Below are 18,100 nucleotides of genomic sequence, written 5' to 3'. Positions count from 1 at the left end.
GCCCGACAAGCCCCTCGCGGGCGTCCCCCGCCTGTCCCGCGACGACGTCCGCGCTCACACCCCCGGCCCTCCCGGTTCGCGCCAACGGCCGGACGGCGGGCTTGTTGAACGATCACGCGGCGGGAGACACTTCTCCGGCAACGCAGAGAGCGGTGCGTCACCGGCTCGCCGGTCGGCCGCCGTCCGCCCCCGGCAGAGAGCAGCCCCGATGTTCGGCCTCAGTGAACTCGTCGTGATCCTCCTCGTCGTCATCGTGATCGTCGGGATCAGGAAGCTGCCGGAGCTCTCGCGTTCCGCGGGCAAGGCCGCCCGGATCTTCAAGGGTGAGGCCGAGGCGCTCAAGCGCGAGGAGTGACGAGTTCGCCGCCCGGCTGTCCGGTGGTGACCCCGGCCGAAATCGGGCCGACCGTCGGGGACGGCACTCGGCGGCAGGGAACGGATCGGCCGGGAGGACCTCTCGGGGCCTGATCATCGAGGCCGGGGAGCGGTATGGCCGCCTCCTTGATCCCGTTTGATGCCGTCTTGCCGGGCGGCCCCGGACGGCGAGCCGTTCGCAGCCCGCCCGTCGACCGCGTCCCGCGGCCGAGCGCCCGTGTCGGCGGGACACATGAGTGTCGGCGCAACCGCTCCACCTCAGGGCCCTTGCTCTCTGGTGAGTGGCGCTCTCGCCGTGTAACGTCGCTGGCAGATGTCGTGGTTCGCAGTACCTGCCCGCGCCGTGGTGCGGGCGTTTTGCTGTGCAGTGCCCGAGGACCAGGACGACTACCTCCGGGTCCGCGCGGTGCGGATCCGTCATCGAGTGAGAGGCACTGGCATGGCCAGCGGAACTGTCAAGTGGTTCAACGCCGAAAAGGGTTTCGGCTTCATCGCGCAGGACGGGGGCGGCCCGGACGTCTTCGCGCACTACTCCAACATCAACGCCAGTGGCTTCCGTGAGCTCCAGGAGGGCCAGGCGGTGACCTTCGACATCACCCAGGGTCAGAAGGGCCCGCAGGCGGAGAACATCACCCCTGCCTGACGCCTGAACCACGCAGGCACGGTGCCTCACGCGCGACGCGCTCGAGGCACCGTGCACCGCGGCTGATTCACCCGGGCTTCGCCGGTCCCCCGACAGGGCGGCGAGCCATGAACGACACCACGGCGGCGTGCCGACCGCCCGTGGGGCAGGATTCCCCCGCCCCTCCGGTGTCACCGGCGCCGAGCGCCGACCGGCCCAAGTGCCGTCCCCTCGGGTCCCTTTCCCGCACGCATCCGACCCTCGCGGGGGATCGCCGCGAGCGGGCGGACCCTTCCGATACGCGGCCGACGGCGACCGTCCGGACCGAGACGCCCTCGTCCGCCGCGAGGATCACCGAGCACCACCCTTCGATCGCGCGGCCCGTGGCGGTGTGGACACCCGCCGGTGCGCTCCCCGAAACCGCCGAAGCGATCGTCGATCCGCTTCCTGGGCGGTGCCGTTCCGGTCCCGACGGACGCCCCTCTCCACGACCGGTCCGGCGTGAGCCGCGCGGACCGGCACCGCGTCGACCCGGGCCGCCTCGCGGCCGGTTGGGATCCGCCGGCACCGGGCCCGCACCACTGCCGGTCCTCGCGCGGTCCGCCCGGCGGCTGTTCGCCCGCGGGGCCTCCCCGGGCCCCCGGCCCGCGAGGCCCGAAGCCCGACCCTCGGAGTCCGGCCACGAAGCCCCCTTCCGAGGCCGAGTGCCGGGGTCCGGGGAGGTGGCGCGTGTCCCGCCCTCCGCGTCGACCGATCGGCAGTCGAGGCCGTTCGGGACATTTGCTCGTCGAACACCCGTTGCAGATGCAGGGTGTGTCCTCTCGGCGGGGAAGTGCGTCGCGACGGGGTTCCGTGGAGCGGCAACTCCGGTCGCGTGCCTGCCGTGTCGTCGGATCGGACCGGAGGGGTGTTACCCACTTTCGAGTGACGGGCCTGTGAGGTCTGACGATCCGCGAGATGCCCGCTTATGGCCTGGAAGCTTCAGGAGTAAGGGAGTTGGCGATGACAACCACGTACTCTTCGGCTTTCAGTACTTAAAGGCCTGCTACAAGTGCCTGTAACCGACATGTTCGCAATTGGTAACAGGGGTCGGGTATGGCTCGTACCGAGCCGGGAGGAGGAGGAACTTATGAGTCCTCGGCCACCGGGCCGGGACTCGCACAGGGTCGCACCGTGCAGTTCCCCGAGGGGGGTGCTGTTTTGGGGTGTGCCGGCTCTCGAACCTTGAGGAGCATTCATGTCCGTTTCCACGTCTGTCACGGTCCGCCGTCTGGTGGCCACGGCCCTTGCGGCCGGCACGTTGATCGGATCGGCCGCGGTCTCCGCCACCGCCGCCGAGCCGCGCCACGAGCGCACGCGTGTCGACATCAGCAGGGTCCAGAGCGACGCGCCGGGCTTTGACGACCGCTCCCGCCGTTCCCTGAACGCGGAGTGGGTGGAAATCACCAACACGGCACGCCGGAGCGTGAACCTGGACGGGTGGACGCTGTCCGACGAGGACGGCAACCGCTACACCTTCCGTCACTTCCGTCTCGACGGCCGTTCCACGGTCCGTGTCCACACCGGCTACGGCCGTGACACCCACCGGGACCTCTTCCAGGACCGCCGCAACGAGGTGTGGGACAACCGCTCCGACACCGCCACCCTGCAGAACGACCACGGTCGCTTCGTCGACAGCGTCTCCTGGGGCCGCCACCACGGTCACGACCGTGGTGACAACCGTGGTCACGACCGTGGTGACAACCGTGGTCACGACCGTGGTCACGGTCGCGGCTGAACAACCCTCGCCCGCACGCCCGTTCATCGCGCGTGCCGACGGTGACAGAGGTTGGAGGAGGCTGGTGACCGGCTGACGGAAGGGCCCTGCCAGGCCCCCGGACACCGGCCCCCGACGTCCTCGTCGGGGAAGACCCGCACCACTTGGTGCGGGTCTTCTGCGTGAGGGGCCCCCGGGCTGCTCCCTCCGAAGGACCTCAGGCCGAGAACCGCCCGCCCGGCCCCCGGCGGGTCCGAATGCACACGTCCCGGGGTCGCCCAGGTGGTGACCGCGAGACAACCGCCGCTGGCCACCGGCTCGACAGGCGCCACCGCCTCAACGAGGGCCGACCCCGAGGCCGTCGAGCAGCAGCGCCACGTCCACCGCCGCCACCGCGACGGCCGTCGCGAACGCCACCCGCTCCCAGCGCCGCCCCAGCACCGTCCCCGTGACCGCGAACAGGCCGACCAGCGTGAGCGCGACGGCCTCGCGTCCACCGGGCCGCCCCGCGGGCCCCAGCGCCAGAAGCGCCGACGCGATCACCAGCGGCACCGGAAGCAACCGCCGGGCACGATCGGCTCCCAGCCGCTGCGGCCACCCCTGTACGCCCGTCGCCAGATCCCCACGGATGTCCGGCAGGACATCGCCCAGATGCGCTCCCACACCCAGGAGCGCGCCGGCGGCGACCACCCACCAGGCCGGCCACGGATGCCCCGGCAGCCCGAGGGTCACGAACGCCGGGAGCGCGGCGAACGCCAGCGCGTACGGGACCCAGGACCAACGGGTGGCCTTGAGCCGCAGGTTGTACGCCCACGCCGCGGCGACCGCGGCCAGGTGAACGGCGCCGGCCGTCGGACCGCAGCCGAGCGAGAGCGGCACGCACAGGGCGAGCGCCGTGTACGCGGCGGCCCAGAGCCGCGGTACTTCGATCGCACCGTCGGCGACGGGTTTGCCCCGGCGACCCGTGGCGATGTCCCGACGCGCGTCGAACGCGTCGTTGCACCAGCCCACCGACAGCTGACCCGTCGCGACGGCGGCGGTGGCCAGGACGCACCCGCCGGCCCCCCGGCCGGCGCCGACGGCCAGCGCGGCCGTGAGCGCGGTGACGGCCACGGCGGGTCCCGGGTGACAGGCCCGGCCCAGAGCGACCGCCCGGCCGGTCCGACGCCCTGCCGCGGGACCGGGCGTCACGTGCTCGGGAGTACCCATCCGGCGATGGTAGGAGGCCCGGCCCACCGGGTCGGCTCGCGCCACGGACGAACCGCCGGACGGGCGATCCCTGGTGGCGGAGCGACGGTACGGGGAAGGCCTGTGGAGCAGCCCACCCCAGTCGGTTCCGGACGGGAGCTCTATGACGCGGATCGCCGCCGTGCACGGTGCCCTCGCGCCGCACCGCCACACCCAGGGCGAGATCACGGACATGGTGGCCCGGACCTGTCTGCCCGAGGGCGCGGACCGCCGGCTGCTGGACCGGCTGCACCGGGGCGCACGGGTCGACACCCGCCACATGACCCTGCCCCTCGACCAGTACGAGGCACTGGACGGGTTCGGCGCCGCGAACGACGTCTTCATCAGGGCCGCCACGGAGATGGGGACCAAGGCCGTCCGGGAAGCGCTGCGCGTCGCAGATCTGACCGCGGCCGACGTGGACCTGCTGATCTTCACCTCCGTCACGGGCATCGCCACGCCCTCCATCGACGCCCGGCTGGCCGGCCGCCTCGGACTGCGACCGGACGTCCGGAGGCTGCCGCTGTTCGGCCTGGGCTGTGCCGGGGGCGCCGCGGGCCTCGCCCGGATGCACGACTATCTGCTGGGCCGGCCCGACCAGGTCGCGGTGCTGCTGTCGGCCGAGCTGTGCTCGCTGACCTTCCAGCGCGACGACGCCTCGCCGGCCAACCTGGTCGCCACCGCGCTGTTCGGCGACGGCGCCGCCGCGGTGGTGGCCTGCGGCGCGAACCGTCCGGGCGGGGCCGCCGGTCCCACGATCGTGGACACGCGCAGCCGGCTGTATCCGGACACCGGTCGTGTCATGGGCTGGGAGATCAAGGACTCGGGCTTCCAGGTCGTCCTGGATCCGGAGATCCCCGATCTGGTGCGCCGTCACCTCGCCGACGACGTCGAGGGGTTCCTCGGCGACCACGGTCTGAAACCGAAGGACGTGACCGCCTGGGTGTGCCACCCCGGCGGCCCCAAGGTCCTGGAGGCCGTCAGCGAGGCCCTCGACCTGCCCGCCGGAGCCCTCGACGTGACCTGGCGTCATCTGGCCGAGGTGGGCAACCTCTCGTCGTCGTCCGTGCTCCATGTGCTGCGCGACACCCTGGCCACCGGCCGTCCGCCCGCCGGTACACCGGGTCTGCTCCTGGCGATGGGTCCGGGCTTCGCCTGCGAGCTGGTACTGCTGCGCTGGTAGGCCGACCGCGCACGGCGACCGGCGCACGAACGGAACGGTGGGACACGGACACATGATCTGGTACGGACTGCTGGTGGCCGCCGTCGCCGCCGAACGGGTCGGCGAGCTGATCGTCGCCCGCCGCAACGAGCGGTGGAGCCTCGCCCGCGGCGCGATCGAGACGGGCCGGGGCCACTACCCGGCCATGGTCGCGCTGCACGTCGGTCTGCTCGTCGGCTGTCCCCTGGAGGTGTGGCTGGCCGACCGGCCCTTCGTCCCCGCCCTCGCCTGGCCGATGGTGGCCGTGCTGGCGGGCGCGCAGGCACTGCGCTGGTGGTGCATCGTCACGCTGGGACCCCGCTGGAACACCCGGGTGATCGTCGTGCCGGGCCTGCCCCTGGTGGCCGGCGGCCCCTACCGGGTGCTGCGGCACCCGAACTACGTGGCGGTCGTCGCGGAGGGCGTGGCGCTGCCGCTCGTCCACACCGCCTGGGTCACGGCGATCGTCTTCACCCTGGCCGACGCCGCCGTGCTCACCGTGCGCGTCCGGTGCGAGAACCGGGCACTGACCGCCGTGAGCACGCCGCTCACCTCCGTTTCGGCATGATCGACGTCCTGGTGGCCGGTGGCGGACCGGCGGGGCTGGCCGCCGCCGTCCACAGCGCGCTGGCGGGCCTGGAGGCCGTGGTCGTCGAACCACGGGCCTCACCCGTGGACAAGGCCTGCGGCGAAGGCGTCATGCCCAGCGGTGTCGCCGCGTTGCGGAGACTGGGTGTCGAGGCCGACGGAAGGGAACTGCGCGGCATCCGCTACGTGGACCACGCGACCTCCGCCGAAGCGCTCTTCCACACAGACCGGGGGCTGGGCATCCGCCGCACGGAGCTGCACCGCGCCCTGCACGAGCGCGCCCTCGGCGTCGGCGTGCGGATCGTGCAGGGCAAGGTGGGGGAGGTGCGCCAGTCCCCGGACAGCGTCACCGCCGCCGGTCTCACGGCGCGTTGGCTGATCGCCGCCGACGGTCTGCACTCGGGTGTCCGCCGTGGCCTGGGGCTGGAGCTGCCGGGCGGCGCGCACCGGCGCTACGGACTGCGCCGGCACTACCGCGTGGAGCCGTGGACGGACTTCGTGGAGGTCCACTGGACGGGGCACGGCGAGGCCTATGTGACACCGGTCGCCGGCGACCTGGTGGGCGTCGCGGTCCTCAGCCGTGCGCGCCGCGGATACGACGAGCACCTGGGCGAGTTCCCCGCCCTCGGCGCGGTGCTGCGCGGGACCGCCGCGACCGAGGTGCGGGGTGCCGGGCCGCTGTCGCAGCGGGCGCGCCGCCGGGTCGCCGGGCGGGTCCTGCTCGTCGGCGACGCGGCGGGCTACGTGGACGCGCTCACGGGGGAGGGCATCGCCCTCGGGCTGGCGACCGCCGAGGCCGCGGTCCGCTGCATCGCCGCGCACCGCGTGCCCGCGTACGAACGGGCCTGGGCGTCGCTGACACGGCGTCACCGGTTGCTGACCGGGGCGCTGCTGGCCGCGAGCCGCCGTCCTCGCACCGCCCGCCTGATCGTGCCGGCCGCGTCCCGGATGCCGCCGGTGTTCGCAGCGGTCGTCCACGCTCTGCAGTAGGCCACGGAATCGTTCGCATCGTTCGTGTACGACCGGATCGCGCCGTCCGCCCGGCCAGGGTGGCAGACGGCGCGGCAGAGGAAGGGAGGAAGCACGGTGAGGTTGGTTCTGCAGGAGTTCCTGTCGCTGGACGGCGTGTCCCAGGGCCCCGGATCTCCCGAGGAGGACGTCAGTGACGGGTTCACCCGGGGAGGCTGGATGGTGCCGCACCTCGACGACGCGTTCATGCGGATCGCCAGGGACTGGATCGGCGCGGCGGACGGGTTCCTGTTCGGGCGCCGTACCTACGTCAACTTCGCGCGTGACTGGCCGCAGATGAACGACCCGGACGACCCGGTGGGCTCCAGGCTCAACGGCCTGCCGAAGTACGTGGCCTCCAACACGCTGACCGAGGCCGGCTGGGAGCCGACCACGATCCTCTCCGGCGACGTGCCGGGCCGGGTCGCCGAGCTGAAGCGGCGACCCGGACGGGAGTTGCAGATCCACGGGAGTGCCCGCCTCGGCGCGTCACTCCTGGCGGCCGGTCTCGTCGACGAGGTACGGCTGATGATCGCGCCGGTGGTCGTGGGCGGTGGCAGACGGCTGTTCCCCGACGACGGCGTTCCGGTCGGGCTGCGTCTGCTGAGCAGCGAGACGACACCGAACGGGGTCACGGCCCAGCGGTACGAGCCGACCGGGCGGCCCCGGTTCGGGACCTACGAGGCCGACGCCGGGTGAGACGGCCCCGGCGGCGGCCCCACCCGTGAGGCCGCCCGATCGCTGCGCCGTCGCATGCCGGGGGCGACGTGGGATCAGCGGTTGCGGATGGCGCTGGTGGTGAAGAATCCGGTGGCCGCGGCGGCGACGAGGGCGCAGACGGACAACAGCATGGTTCGACGCATGGGACGTCCTTTCCAGGTGATCGTTGGCAAGCGATCTGCACAACGCCCGTCAGGCCTTCGGGGGCTCGCCGCCGTCTCATACGCCACCCGCATGGACGCGCCCGGCCCCGGGTGCCGACGGAGCCGAGCCCCCGGCGTTCCGCTCGCACCAGGGGCCTGCCGAAGGACCCGAGCATCCACATCACCCGGACCCCGAGCGTCGTATGGACCACCAGGGCGGGGGCCGGGCCGCGTGGCCAGGGGCCCCGGAGCGGCCGTCTCCCGCCACAAGTCACCGTCCCGGCCGTGGTGTTGGACCGTGACCGTGTCACCGGCCGGCGACACGGTGGCCGGGTCCGGCCCGTCCGGCTCAGCGGACGCGGGCCACTCCCGCGTAGATGCCGCTGCCTTCCGGCGTCGGTGCCGAGGACGACGTGAACCACTCCGTCGCCGTCACCAGGCCGGGCCCGACGAGATCGAGGCCGTCGAAGAAGCGCTCCACCTCCGCCCGCGTGCGGAAGCCGAGTTGGATGCCTCCCTTGGCGTACTCGGCGGTGACCTGTGCCGCGAGTTCCGGATACAGGTCGGACGCGGCGTGCGACAGCACCAGGTAACTGCCCGCAGGCAGCGTGTCGATCAGGTCGCGGACGATGCCGTGGGCGTCCTGCTCGTCGGGGATGAAATGCATCAGGGCTATCAGCGACAGCGCGATCGGACGGGAGAAGTCCAGGATGTGCCGGGCGTGTTGGACGATGTCCTTCGGCCGCCGGACATCCGCCTGGATGTAGTCGGTGACTCCCTCGGACCCGCTGACCAGCAGCGCCTCGGCGTGCCGCAGCACGATCGGGTCGTTGTCGGTGTAGACGACCTTCGCCGTCGGCGTGATGTCCTGGACGATCTGGTGGAGGTTGGGCTTGGTGGGGATCCCCGTTCCTATGTCCAGGAACTGGTCGATGCCCTGCTCGGCGAGCCAGGCGGACGCCCGGTGCATGAAGGCGCGATTCTGCCGGGCCGCGTCCTTGGCCTCGGGCGGCAGCTGCTCTCCCACCGCTTCGTCGACCGGGTAGTTGTCCTTGCCGCCCAGGAGCCAGTCGTAGACCCGCGCGGGATGCGCCCTGCTGGTGTCGAGCGGTGGAAACGACTGCGGATCGATCGTCATCGGGATACCTCCGTGGATACCCCGGCCTGCAGGCCGGGGAGGAATCGGACTCCTGCGGAGCAGGGTGGGGAATGCCGGTTCGCCTTCAAGGCGGACCGACGGCCACCCCGACAGGCGTGCCGGGTTTCACCATCCGGCCTGCTAGCTTGTGAGGCGTGACCACTCGCGTGAAGCGGACATTCAAGTTCCGCTTCTTTCCGACGGATGCACAGGCGGCTGAGCTGTCGCGCACCTTCGGATGCGTGCGGAAGGTCTACAACATGGCGCTCGCAGCCCGTACGCAGGCGTGGGCGCGGCAGGAGCGGGTCAACTACAACCAGACGTCGGCGATGTTGACGGCCTGGAAGAAGTCGGAGGAACTGGCTTACCTTGCCGAGGTGTCCAGCGTTCCGCTCCAGCAGGCTCTGTGGCACTTGCAGGTGGCGTTCACGAACTTCTTCGGCAAGCGGGCGAAGTACCCCCGTTTCAAGTCGCGGAAGAAGTCCCGCAGGAGCGCGGAGTACACGACCAGCGGGTTCCGCTTCCGTGACGGGAAGCTGACCCTGGCCAAGATGTCCGAGCCGCTGGACATCGTGTGGTCCCGGCCGCTGCCCGAGAGTGTGGAGCCGTCGACCGTGACCGTGTCGCAGGATCCGGCCGGCCGCTGGTTCGTCTCCCTCCTCGTCGAGGACCCGACCGTGAAGCCGCTGCCCGCCCTCGGCACGGCGGTCGGCGTCGATGTCGGCCTGACGCACCTGCTGACCCTGTCCACCGGGGAGAAGATCGCCAACCCGCGGCACGAGCGCTGTGACCGTGTCCGCCTTGCGCTCGCCCAACGGCGTCTGGCGAAGAAGGCCAAGGGCGACGGAGCCAACCGGGCCAAGGCCCGTCGAAAAGTCGCCAAGGTCCATGCCCGGATTGTCGACCGCCGTCGCGACTGCCTGCACAAGCTGACCACCCGACTCGTGCGTGAGAACCAAACGCTCGTGATCGAGGACCTGAGTGTCCGCAACATGGTCAGAAACCGGAGCCTCTCCCGCGCCGTCAGCGATGCGGCATGGGCCGACTTCCGGATGATGCTGGAGTACAAAGCTGCCTGGTACGGGCGGGAAGTGATCGCTGTCGACCGGTGGTTCCCCTCCTCCAGACTGTGCTCCCGCTGCGGCACCCTCCAAGGGAAGATGCCGCTCGACATCCGTGAGTGGACGTGCGCCTGCGGCATGGTCCACGACCGTGACGTGAACGCCGCGAAGAATTTGCTGGCCGTCGGACTGGCGGTGTCTGCCTGTGGAGCCGGTGCAAGACCTCAACGGGAGTACTCCCGGACGGGGCAGTCGGCGACGAAGCAGGAAACCCCACGGCGCGAGCCGTAGGAATCTCCCTCCTTCAGGAGGGGAGTAGTCAAGGTTGCTCCCATCGCACCACGGAAACGCGCCAGGCCAAGTGTTCGATCATCCTACTCGGACGGGTCATGTGGTCTGCGTGGTACGGGAGTTGGATCGAACGGTGGAGTCCTGGGCGGCCGCGGCCCGCGCGGCGGGGTCCGGCGTCCGGTCGGCGTGCCGGTCGGGACGGACCGACTCGGTGGCCACGACGACCACTTGGTCCTCCGGACCCCACGCGCGGCGCTCCTTCTTGTGCGGGTTGAGCCGGACACCGTGGTCCGGCGGGGACGACCACCGGTCGCGACTGCGGTAGCCGATCGCGCACTCGCCGCGGTCGCGTGCCGCCGCCACCACGGTCGCGAAGGTCGCCGTCCGGCCCACCCGCACGTAGTGTCCGGCCGGCCGCAGGCAGATGCCGCTGCCCTCCGCGGAGAACAGCTCGTCGAACACGGGGGCCAGCCGCGGATCGTGCGCGATCTGCGCCATCAGCAGCCCGGTCAGTTCACCGCTGACCACGACGTCCGAGCCCGGCGTGAGCGGGGCCAGGGCCCGGTTGCGGTCGTCGGTCAGCTCCGTGACCACCCGCACGTCGTACCCGGCGCGCTGCTCGAGGAGGCGGAGGCCCAGCAGCGTGACCAGGGTCCAGTCGTCGGGGCGGTCGGGTCCGGTGCCGGGATCGGGGCCGAGGACCACGACCGTGTCGTAGGAGGCGAGGTCGAGTCCGAGGAGGGACTCGGGCCGTGACAGGGCCGCCGAGCGGAAACGCACCCGCAGCCCGTCGGCCCGCACGGCGGCGGGGTCCGCTTGCCGGGCGGGACCGGGCACCGTCCTCTCGACCCCGGACACCTCCCCGGACACGTCCGCTTCGGTGAGAGCACCTTCGGTGAGGACGTCCAGCACCGAACCGGGGCGGGCGGTGTCGCGTAAGTGGCCGAGGACCAGCGGTGCCCGCCGGTTCCAGCCGAGCAGGAGCAGCCGGGCGGTGTCCCCGCCCGGTGCCGGCCCGGTGACCCGGGCCGAGGGATCGACGAGGTGCCGGCAGTCCTCGGTCTGCGTGGAGGTGTCGTCGCGGGTGACGACGATCAGACGACTGCCCGGCTCGACGACGGTCCGGGGGCAGGGGTTGAGCACCGGGCGCCCCTCGGGGGTGAGCAGCCCGACCACGGAGGAGGTGGCATGACCCAGCAGGGTCGCGCCGAAGGGCCGTCCGTGGAACGCGGTCGCGTCGCCGAGATGGAACTCGTCCCCGGCGAAGTCGAGGAGGTCGCGCAGCACGAGGGAGAGACCGGGGCGCCCGGCGCACTGTGCGATCAGCCGGGCCGTCACCGCGTCGGACTCCAGCACCGTGCCGTGCGGCCCGGCGGCCAGCCGGGCCGGCGCCCGGAACCGGGCGTCCCGGACCGCGGCGAGCACGGGCGGTCCCCCGGCCCCCTCCCCGAGCACCGTCCGCAGCGCCAGGAGCACCCGCAGCACCTCGGCGTCGCCCGTGGCCCCGCCCGACGGCAGCACCAGCACCGTGCGCGCGGTCCCCGGACTGACCAGTGCCAGAACGGCGGGGTCGCTCGCGGGACCGCTGCGGCAGACGACGCGCCCACGCCCCGTCGCCCCGAGGTGGGCCGCCAGGGCCCGCTCCATCTCCGTATTGTCCCGGTCGGCGAGCAGGACCACCGCCCGCGACCGCTGCGCCGCGACCAACTCGGCGACCACCGTGAACACCTGGTCCGACCAGCCGAGCACCACGGTGTGCCCCCGCTCCAGCACGGTCGACCGTCCACGGCTCAGCTCGGCGAGGCGTTCCCCGAGGCCGGTCGTGATGACACCGACCAGTGTCGAGACGCACAGCAGGGCCACCAGGCCGAGCAGCGCCGACAGCGCCATGCGCGTCGGCGTACCCGTCACCTCGCCCAGCCGAAGCGTCCGGGCACTCGTCCGCCACACCGCCGCCAGCCGCCCCGGAAGGGCCCGTGGCGAGCCGGGATCCGTCCACACCAGCAGCGCGCTCACCGGCACGACGACAGCCAGGCAGGCGACGACCAGCCAGCCCATCAGCGTGCCCGTACTGCGCGCCAGCGTCCGGTCGAACCGGTACCGCACCCGCTCCCGCAAGGAGACCGGACGCCGTCCCTCCCGCTCCACTCCCACCCCCACACGGAACCCGGCACAGCCGGACCCGGCCGTCGCCCTCACCTGCCCGCGCACCGCCGGGCCGCGCTTGCACAGTGCGGGTTCCGCCACCGGGACACGCGGTTTTCGCGAGGCGATTCATTCTTTCGGGCTGCCCGGAAGGCCGCCGGTCACCGCCCCGGACCTGGAGCGGACGCCGGGAGACTCGGTTTGCGGGCCCCCGCGAGCACACGCAGGCTGAAGGGGACACCCGTGGCAGGGGATGGTGCTCGTGAGCGGATCCGCAGGCCGACGGGCCGGGCTCTTCTCGCGCCGGGACCGTGCCGTCATCGCGGCCGCCTCGATCGCGGTGCTGCTGGTGGAGATGGACTGGTTCGCGCTGAACCTGACGCTCCCGGTCATCGCCCGTGACTTCGGAACCCCGGCGACGGACCTGCAGTGGCTGGTCAGCGGCTACATGTTGACGCTGGGCGCCCTGATGGTCGTCGGCGGCCGGGCGGCCGACATCCACGGCCGCAGGCGCGTCATCGTGTGGGGGCTGACCGGCTTCGCCGTGATGTCGGTGGTGTGCGGTGCCGCGCAGAACACGGTGTGGCTGACCGCCGGACGAGTGGTCCAGGGGATGACCGGGGCACTGATCCTGCCCATCGCGGTGGCGGTGGTGACCTCGCACTTCCGCGACGATCGGCAGGGCCGGGCCGTGGGGACGGTTCTGGCCTTCAGCGCGGTCGGAACCGCGCTGGGGCCCTTCGTCGGCGGGGTGTTCGCCGAGCGCGTCAGCTGGCGCGCGGTGTTCTTCCTGAACGTGCCCTTCTGCGTGGTCGCGGTCGTCCTGATGCTGCGATGCGTGACGGAGTCGCGGGACGAGAACGCGGCGCGGGGCATGGACCTGCCCGGCGCACTCGCCCTGGCCGGAAGCCTGACGGCGATCATGCTCGCAGTGGACCAGGGGGCGGGCTGGGGCTGGGGCTCGGCGGCCACCGTCCTGTGCTTCGCCGCGGGCGGGCTCCTGATGTGCCTGTTCGTGGCCATCGAGCGGCGTACGGCGGAACCTCTGATCGATCTCTCCCTGCTGCGCAACCGGCCGTTCGTGACGGTCACGGCGGCCGGCACGGTGTCCAACATCGTGTACTGCCTGGTGGCGGTGTTCTCGGCGCTGTACCTGGAGCAGGCGCGCGGGCTGTCGCCGTTCGAGTCGGGGCTGGTCTTCCTGGCGCTGTCGGCGGGCGGGGGCGCGGCGAGTCTCTGCTCGGGGCACCTGGCCCGCCGTTGGCGGGCGGAGGCGCTGATGGCGGTGGGGCTGGTGCTGAGCGGGGCCGGTCTGTTCGTGCTGACCTGGGTGGATTCGCTGCCGCTCTACACGGCCGTCTTCGCTGTCGTCGGATCGGGCCTGGGCCTCGGCTGGGCGCTCACCAACATGGCGACCCAGTCGTACGTCTCCACCGGGCGGCTGGCGGCGGCGTCGGGCCTCGTCCTGACGTCGCTCGTGCTCTGGGGCGCGGTGGCCGTGTCGGTGGCCGCGACCGTCCTGGAGGTGCTGAGCGGCACCGTCGCCGGGGCGGCCTCCGACGGTTCGGCGATCGAGGGGGTGCTGCGCGTCGCGGCCGTGCTGGCGGTCGCCGGTGCCGGTCTGCTCGTGCCGCGCATCCGCGCCCGTGCCGGGACGGCCCCCGGGGAGAGCGCCACGAAGGAGCCGGAGGCATCCCCCGGAATCCGCTGACGGGCCCGCCCGGAGTCTCTGCTCGCGCGCCGTCGTTCGCCCCGCTGGAGCCGCTGGAGCCGCTGGAGCCGCTGGAGCCGCTGGAGCCGCTGGAGCCGCTGGAGCCGCCGGAGCCGCTGGACCCAGAACCGCGCCCGGACCCGGACCCGGAGCCCGGTCCTGTCCCGGATTGGCTCAGCCGCCTCAGTCGGCCCAGCCGTCCGAGGCGGCGGAGACGGCGTCTTCGAGGGCGGCCGGCCCGCCCGGCGGACGAGAAGCAGCACGCCGGGACGTCCACCCGCCCCACCGGTCTCGTCAACCGGCGTTCCGTGTACGTGACTTCGGACAGCCGGTGACCTCGCCCCTCCCGTCACTCCGCGTGTCCGGTGACGTGGCGTGTCCGGTTTTGAACCGTGCTTTACGCGCGGGTTGCAACCGCGGACGGGTACCCGGAGTCCAACAGTGTAGTGAGGCAGGGACGATTGCGAGCCGGGGTAGATGTGAAGCGACGTAGCGGTATATCGATGGCACTCGTCATGGTCGCGGTGCTGGCGGGCACCAGCGCCTGCGGCGGTGGGGGGACACCGAAGGCTGGTTCCGACGACGGGAAGGGCGCCTCGCGGAAGGCGACGGCGACCGCGAAGCCGTCGCCGCCGAAGCCCTCGGGACCGCCCATGCTGCTGGAGACGATCACGCCGCAGACCGGAGCCACGGTCGGTGTCGCGATGCCGATCTCGGTGATCTTCACCAACCCGGTGGCGCAGAAGGCCCGGGCCGGCATCGAGAAGCACATGAAGGTGACGTCCTCCCAGCCGATGACGGGAGCGTGGCACTGGTTCGGGGACCGGCGCGCCGACTGGCGGCCCAAGTCGTACTGGGCCAAGGGGACGAAGGTGAAGATCGCCGCGGACCTGGAGGGCGTCGCCAACGGCAACGGCCGCTACGGCACGCGTTCCTACGTGCACGACTTCACCGTCGGCGACGACGTCCGGGCGGACGTCTCGGTCACCGGGCACACCCTGAAGGTCACGAAGAACGGCGCGCCCGTACGGACCCTGTCGATCAACGCGGGGAGTGCCCAGTACCCCACCTGGAACGGCGTCATGGCGGTGATCGACAAGCAGGAGGAGGTCCACATGACCTCGTGCAGCGTCGGCATCAGCTGCAACAAGGGTGACGCCGACTACTACGACCTGACCCTCCCCTGGGACGTCCACCTCACCCAGTCGGGCACCTACGTCCACTACTCGACGGGTGACCCGAACCCCGGCAGCGGCAGTGCCCGGGGCTCGCACGGCTGCGTCCACCTGTCGCTGTCCGACGCTAAGTGGTTCTACGGCCAGGTCAAGCAGGGGGACCCGGTGACGGTGACGGGCTCCCCGCGGGCGAAGGCCTCGGCCGACAACGGCTACGCCGCGTTCAACCTGTCCTGGGAGCAGTGGCTTTCGGGCAGCGCCGGCGGAGCGGTCACCGCCGGGTGACGTGATCCGACGTGCCGGGTCCGGTCCGTCAGAACAGCATGGCCAGATCGCCCGGCCGCACCCGGGCCGTGACGGGGAGGTCGGCCTCGACCTCCCCGTCGGCGCCGTACGGCACGGGCCGGTCCGCCTCGATGCGGATCTCCCGGCCCCGCAGGATGACGACTTCGGGCCGCTCCGTGTGGGCGCCCGTCCTGAGCTCGTTCATCAGGGTGAAGAACAGCCGGCGCGGGGCCTCCCGGATCATGACCACGTCCAGCAGACCGTCGTCCACGAGGGCCGAAGGGGCGATGATGCGCCCCGAGCCGTAGTAGGCGGAGTTGGCGGCCACGACGGTGTAGCCGCGGTGACGGTGTTCGGTTCCGTCGACGGTGACGCGGTAGGACGCAGGACGCCAGCCGGTGACCGCGCGCAGCCCGCCGGCGTAGTACGAGGCGGCTCCGCGGAGCACGCGCGCGTTGTTGGCGTGCCGGTTGGCGAGCGCGTCGACCCCCGCGTACACACTGCCCAGGACCACGGACCGGGGGTGCCTCGCCGATTCCACCTCGATGGTGTCGACGCGGCGCGGCTCGTGCCGGAGCAGGACGCGGGCCAGGTCCACGGCGGCGGTGGGCAGTCGCAGGGCCCGCGCGAAGTCGTTGCCCCGGCCCGCCGGCACCAGGCCCAGGACGGTGTCCGTCCCGCTCAGAGCGCCGCCGATGCCCCCGGCGATCCCGTCACCGCCGACGGCGAGGACGATCCTTCCCCGCTCGCCGGCGCTCAGCGCGAGTTCCCGGGCATGGGCGAGGCTGCGGCTGTACTCGGTGTCCAGCTCGGCTCCGGACTCCCGCAGCAGGCGGGCGACCTGGAGCAGCGCCGCCGCCCCGGTGGAGCCACCCGCGGTGGGATTGACGACGGCGGTGAACTGTCGCATCGATGTGCCTCCGGGCGGTGACGGGTGGGGCGGGCGGGTGAGTGGCGGAACGTGTGCAGGGCAGGGGCGGCGCCGATGGCGCCCGGGCCGGGGCCCGATGACGGACCGGCGGGTCCACGGCCGGCGGCGCGGCCGGGCGGCGGGAGTCAGTCCACGGGCAGCAGGATCCCGGGATTGAGCAGGCCGTCCGGGTCCAGTCGCTGCTTGACGGCGCGCAGGGCCTCGATGCCCAGCTGTCCGGCCTCCCGGACGTACCAGTCGCGGTGGTCGGTGCCCACTCCGTGGTGGTGGCTGATCGTTCCGCCCGCGTTCAGGACGGCCTCGTTGGCGGCCCGTTTGGCCGGTGCCCAGTGGGCCACGGCGTCCTCCCCCTGGGCGGAGACCACGGTGAAGTAGAGCGAGGCACCGTTCTCGTAGACGTGCGAGATGTGGCACATGACCAGGGGCGGGGTGCCCGCCGCGGTGAGCGTGTCGGTCAGCGCGGCGCGCACGGCGGCGTAGAGCTCGGGAACGCGCGACCAGAACGCCGCGGTCTCCAGGGTCTCGGCGAAGGCACCGGCGTCGAGCAGGGAGTCCCGCAGGTAGGGCGCCGAGTAGCGGCCGTGCGCCCAGCGTTCGCCGGGCTCGGCCCCCAGGAAGGTGCCTCCCGCGGCGCGCAGGACGGCGGCGGCCTGTTCGCGGCGGAGGGCCGTGTCCTCCTCGGTCCCCTCGTACCCGGCGATCGCCGTGCATCCGGCGCTCACCGTCGCCTCGGTGGACCCGATGGCATCGGGCTGGGCGAGTCCGACGAAGGTCTCGGTCTCGTCGGAGAGCCGCAGCACCGTGGGGCGCGGCCCGTCCTGGGCGAGCCGGCGCAGGGCGGTGGCGCCCTCCTCGAAGGTGGCGAACCGCCATCCTTCGTAGACCCGGGTCCGAGGCTGCGGCCTGATCCGCACGGTGACGGCGGTGATGACTCCGAAGGCGCCCTCGGAGCCGAGGACGAGCTGCCGCAGATCGGGCCCGGCCGCCGAGCGGGGCGCCCGGCCCGCCTCCAGGGTGCCTTCGGGAGTGGCGACGGTGAGGCCGAGGACCATCTCGTCGAAGCGGCCGTATCCGGCGGAGGCCTGTCCGCTGGAACGGGCCGCGGCGAATCCGCCGATGGTGGCCCACTCGTAGGACTGGGGGAAGTGGCCGAGGGTGAACCCGTACTCGGCCAGCAGCGCCTCCGCGTCGGGGGCGCGCAGGCCGGGCTGGAGCGTGGCCGTGCGGGAGACGGTGTCGATGTCGATCAGGCCGTTCATGCGGCGCAGGTCGAGGGCGACGAACGCGCTCCGCTCGGGGGCGAGGCCACCGACGACGGAGGTGCCGCCACCGAACGGGACGACGGCGAGGCCGTGCACGGCGCACGCGCGCAGCACGGCCAGCACCTCGTCGTGGGTGGCGGGCAGGACGACGGCGCCGGGGGCGTCCCGGGCGTCGCCCGCGCGGATCCGCAGCAGGTCGGGGGTGGACTTCCCACGGGTGTGCCGGATCCGGCTCTCCGCGTCGGTGCGTACGTGGGCCTCCCCGCCCACGGCGTCCGCCAGCGCCCGCAGGGCGTCCGCCGGCGGGGGCTCGGGGAGGGAGATCTCCTCGAGGGCGTACGTGTCGGTGTCCCGCGGCTTGACGCCGAGCAGGTCCCGCAGCAGCCCGGTCACCGAGTCGGGCAGCGGTGCCGCCTTGGCGGGGTCGCCCCAGCCACTCCACAGCATGTCCATGAACGTTG

15 protein-coding genes are annotated in these 18,100 nt (G+C 72.5%); 10 read left to right on the top strand and 5 right to left on the bottom strand.

Features of this window, described 5'->3' with window-relative positions; translation table 11 throughout:
* Nucleotides 1-208: 208 nt before the first annotated feature.
* The 3 genes from ACFYW7_RS25080 to ACFYW7_RS25070 all read left to right on the top strand — a co-directional run bounded on the left by ACFYW7_RS25080 (nucleotide 209) and on the right by ACFYW7_RS25070 (nucleotide 2,774).
* On the top strand, nucleotides 209-355 hold the full coding sequence (locus ACFYW7_RS25080; protein ID WP_389506042.1) for a twin-arginine translocase TatA/TatE family subunit: 147 nt from the start codon (nucleotides 209-211) through the stop codon (nucleotides 353-355).
* A 459-nt stretch (nucleotides 356-814) separates the two neighbouring features.
* Nucleotides 815-1,018, top strand: a complete 204-nt coding sequence (locus ACFYW7_RS25075) for a cold-shock protein (protein ID WP_037751662.1) — start codon at nucleotides 815-817, stop codon at nucleotides 1,016-1,018.
* 1,216 nt (nucleotides 1,019-2,234) lie between these two features.
* The gene (locus tag ACFYW7_RS25070; RefSeq protein ID WP_389506040.1) at nucleotides 2,235-2,774 is read left to right on the top strand and encodes a lamin tail domain-containing protein; all 540 of its coding nucleotides are present in this window, start codon (nucleotides 2,235-2,237) and stop codon (nucleotides 2,772-2,774) included.
* 315 nt (nucleotides 2,775-3,089) lie between these two features.
* On the opposite strand, the gene ACFYW7_RS25065 is transcribed toward ACFYW7_RS25070, so the two are convergent.
* Nucleotides 3,090-3,962 carry a UbiA family prenyltransferase gene (locus tag ACFYW7_RS25065; protein ID WP_389506038.1) on the bottom strand — a complete coding sequence of 291 codons (873 nt, stop codon included), beginning with the start codon at nucleotides 3,960-3,962 and terminating at the stop codon, nucleotides 3,090-3,092.
* Nucleotides 3,963-4,104: 142 nt separating this feature from the next.
* Here ACFYW7_RS25065 and ACFYW7_RS25060 point away from each other — a divergent pair, with 142 nt between their 5' ends.
* The 4 genes from ACFYW7_RS25060 to ACFYW7_RS25045 all read left to right on the top strand — a co-directional run bounded on the left by ACFYW7_RS25060 (nucleotide 4,105) and on the right by ACFYW7_RS25045 (nucleotide 7,476).
* Entirely contained in the window at nucleotides 4,105-5,163 is a 1,059-nt protein-coding gene (locus tag ACFYW7_RS25060; RefSeq protein WP_389506036.1) for a type III polyketide synthase, read from the top strand.
* Between the two features lie 52 nt (nucleotides 5,164-5,215).
* Nucleotides 5,216-5,749, top strand: coding sequence for an isoprenylcysteine carboxyl methyltransferase family protein (locus tag ACFYW7_RS25055; protein ID WP_389506453.1), 534 nt, complete (start codon nucleotides 5,216-5,218; stop codon nucleotides 5,747-5,749).
* Nucleotides 5,746-6,759, top strand: coding sequence for an NAD(P)/FAD-dependent oxidoreductase (locus ACFYW7_RS25050; RefSeq protein ID WP_389506035.1), 1,014 nt, complete (start codon nucleotides 5,746-5,748; stop codon nucleotides 6,757-6,759). Before ACFYW7_RS25055 ends, ACFYW7_RS25050 begins: the two co-directional genes overlap by 4 nt.
* 96 nt (nucleotides 6,760-6,855) lie before the next feature.
* Nucleotides 6,856-7,476 (top strand): dihydrofolate reductase family protein, encoded by a 621-nt coding sequence (locus tag ACFYW7_RS25045; RefSeq protein WP_389506033.1) that lies wholly within the window; start codon nucleotides 6,856-6,858, stop codon nucleotides 7,474-7,476.
* Nucleotides 7,477-7,989: 513 nt separating this feature from the next.
* On the opposite strand, the gene ACFYW7_RS25040 is transcribed toward ACFYW7_RS25045, so the two are convergent.
* Nucleotides 7,990-8,778 (bottom strand): SAM-dependent methyltransferase, encoded by a 789-nt coding sequence (locus tag ACFYW7_RS25040; protein ID WP_389506030.1) that lies wholly within the window; start codon nucleotides 8,776-8,778, stop codon nucleotides 7,990-7,992.
* A 155-nt stretch (nucleotides 8,779-8,933) separates the two neighbouring features.
* Here ACFYW7_RS25040 and ACFYW7_RS25035 point away from each other — a divergent pair, with 155 nt between their 5' ends.
* Nucleotides 8,934-10,130 (top strand): RNA-guided endonuclease InsQ/TnpB family protein, encoded by a 1,197-nt coding sequence (locus ACFYW7_RS25035; RefSeq protein WP_389506028.1) that lies wholly within the window; start codon nucleotides 8,934-8,936, stop codon nucleotides 10,128-10,130.
* Nucleotides 10,131-10,226: 96 nt separating this feature from the next.
* On the opposite strand, the gene ACFYW7_RS25030 is transcribed toward ACFYW7_RS25035, so the two are convergent.
* Complete coding sequence (locus ACFYW7_RS25030; RefSeq protein WP_389506026.1) at nucleotides 10,227-12,284, bottom strand: NAD-binding lipoprotein; 2,058 nt, start codon at nucleotides 12,282-12,284, stop codon at nucleotides 10,227-10,229.
* 253 nt (nucleotides 12,285-12,537) lie between these two features.
* Here ACFYW7_RS25030 and ACFYW7_RS25025 point away from each other — a divergent pair, with 253 nt between their 5' ends.
* Nucleotides 12,538-13,986, top strand: a complete 1,449-nt coding sequence (locus ACFYW7_RS25025; RefSeq protein WP_389506023.1) for an MFS transporter — start codon at nucleotides 12,538-12,540, stop codon at nucleotides 13,984-13,986.
* A gap of 503 nt (nucleotides 13,987-14,489) precedes the next feature.
* Nucleotides 14,490-15,446: an Ig-like domain-containing protein gene (locus tag ACFYW7_RS25020; RefSeq protein ID WP_389506020.1), complete on the top strand. Its 957-nt coding sequence runs from the start codon at nucleotides 14,490-14,492 to the stop codon at nucleotides 15,444-15,446.
* A gap of 28 nt (nucleotides 15,447-15,474) precedes the next feature.
* Here ACFYW7_RS25020 and ACFYW7_RS25015 read toward each other — a convergent pair whose 3' ends face one another.
* A complete protein-coding gene (locus ACFYW7_RS25015; protein ID WP_389506018.1) occupies nucleotides 15,475-16,356 on the bottom strand; it encodes a YegS/Rv2252/BmrU family lipid kinase in 882 nt (293 codons plus the stop codon).
* A gap of 146 nt (nucleotides 16,357-16,502) precedes the next feature.
* A complete protein-coding gene (locus ACFYW7_RS25010; RefSeq protein WP_389506451.1) occupies nucleotides 16,503-18,092 on the bottom strand; it encodes an FAD-binding oxidoreductase in 1,590 nt (529 codons plus the stop codon).
* Nucleotides 18,093-18,100: the final 8 nt, after the last annotated feature.

Origin of the sequence: Streptomyces sp. NPDC002580 (assembly GCF_042889485.1) — a bacterium.
Lineage (GTDB): Bacteria > Actinomycetota > Actinomycetes > Streptomycetales > Streptomycetaceae > Streptomyces.
The sequence above is the reverse complement of the archived record's forward strand: the minus strand, read 5'-3'. Positions and strand labels throughout refer to the sequence as shown.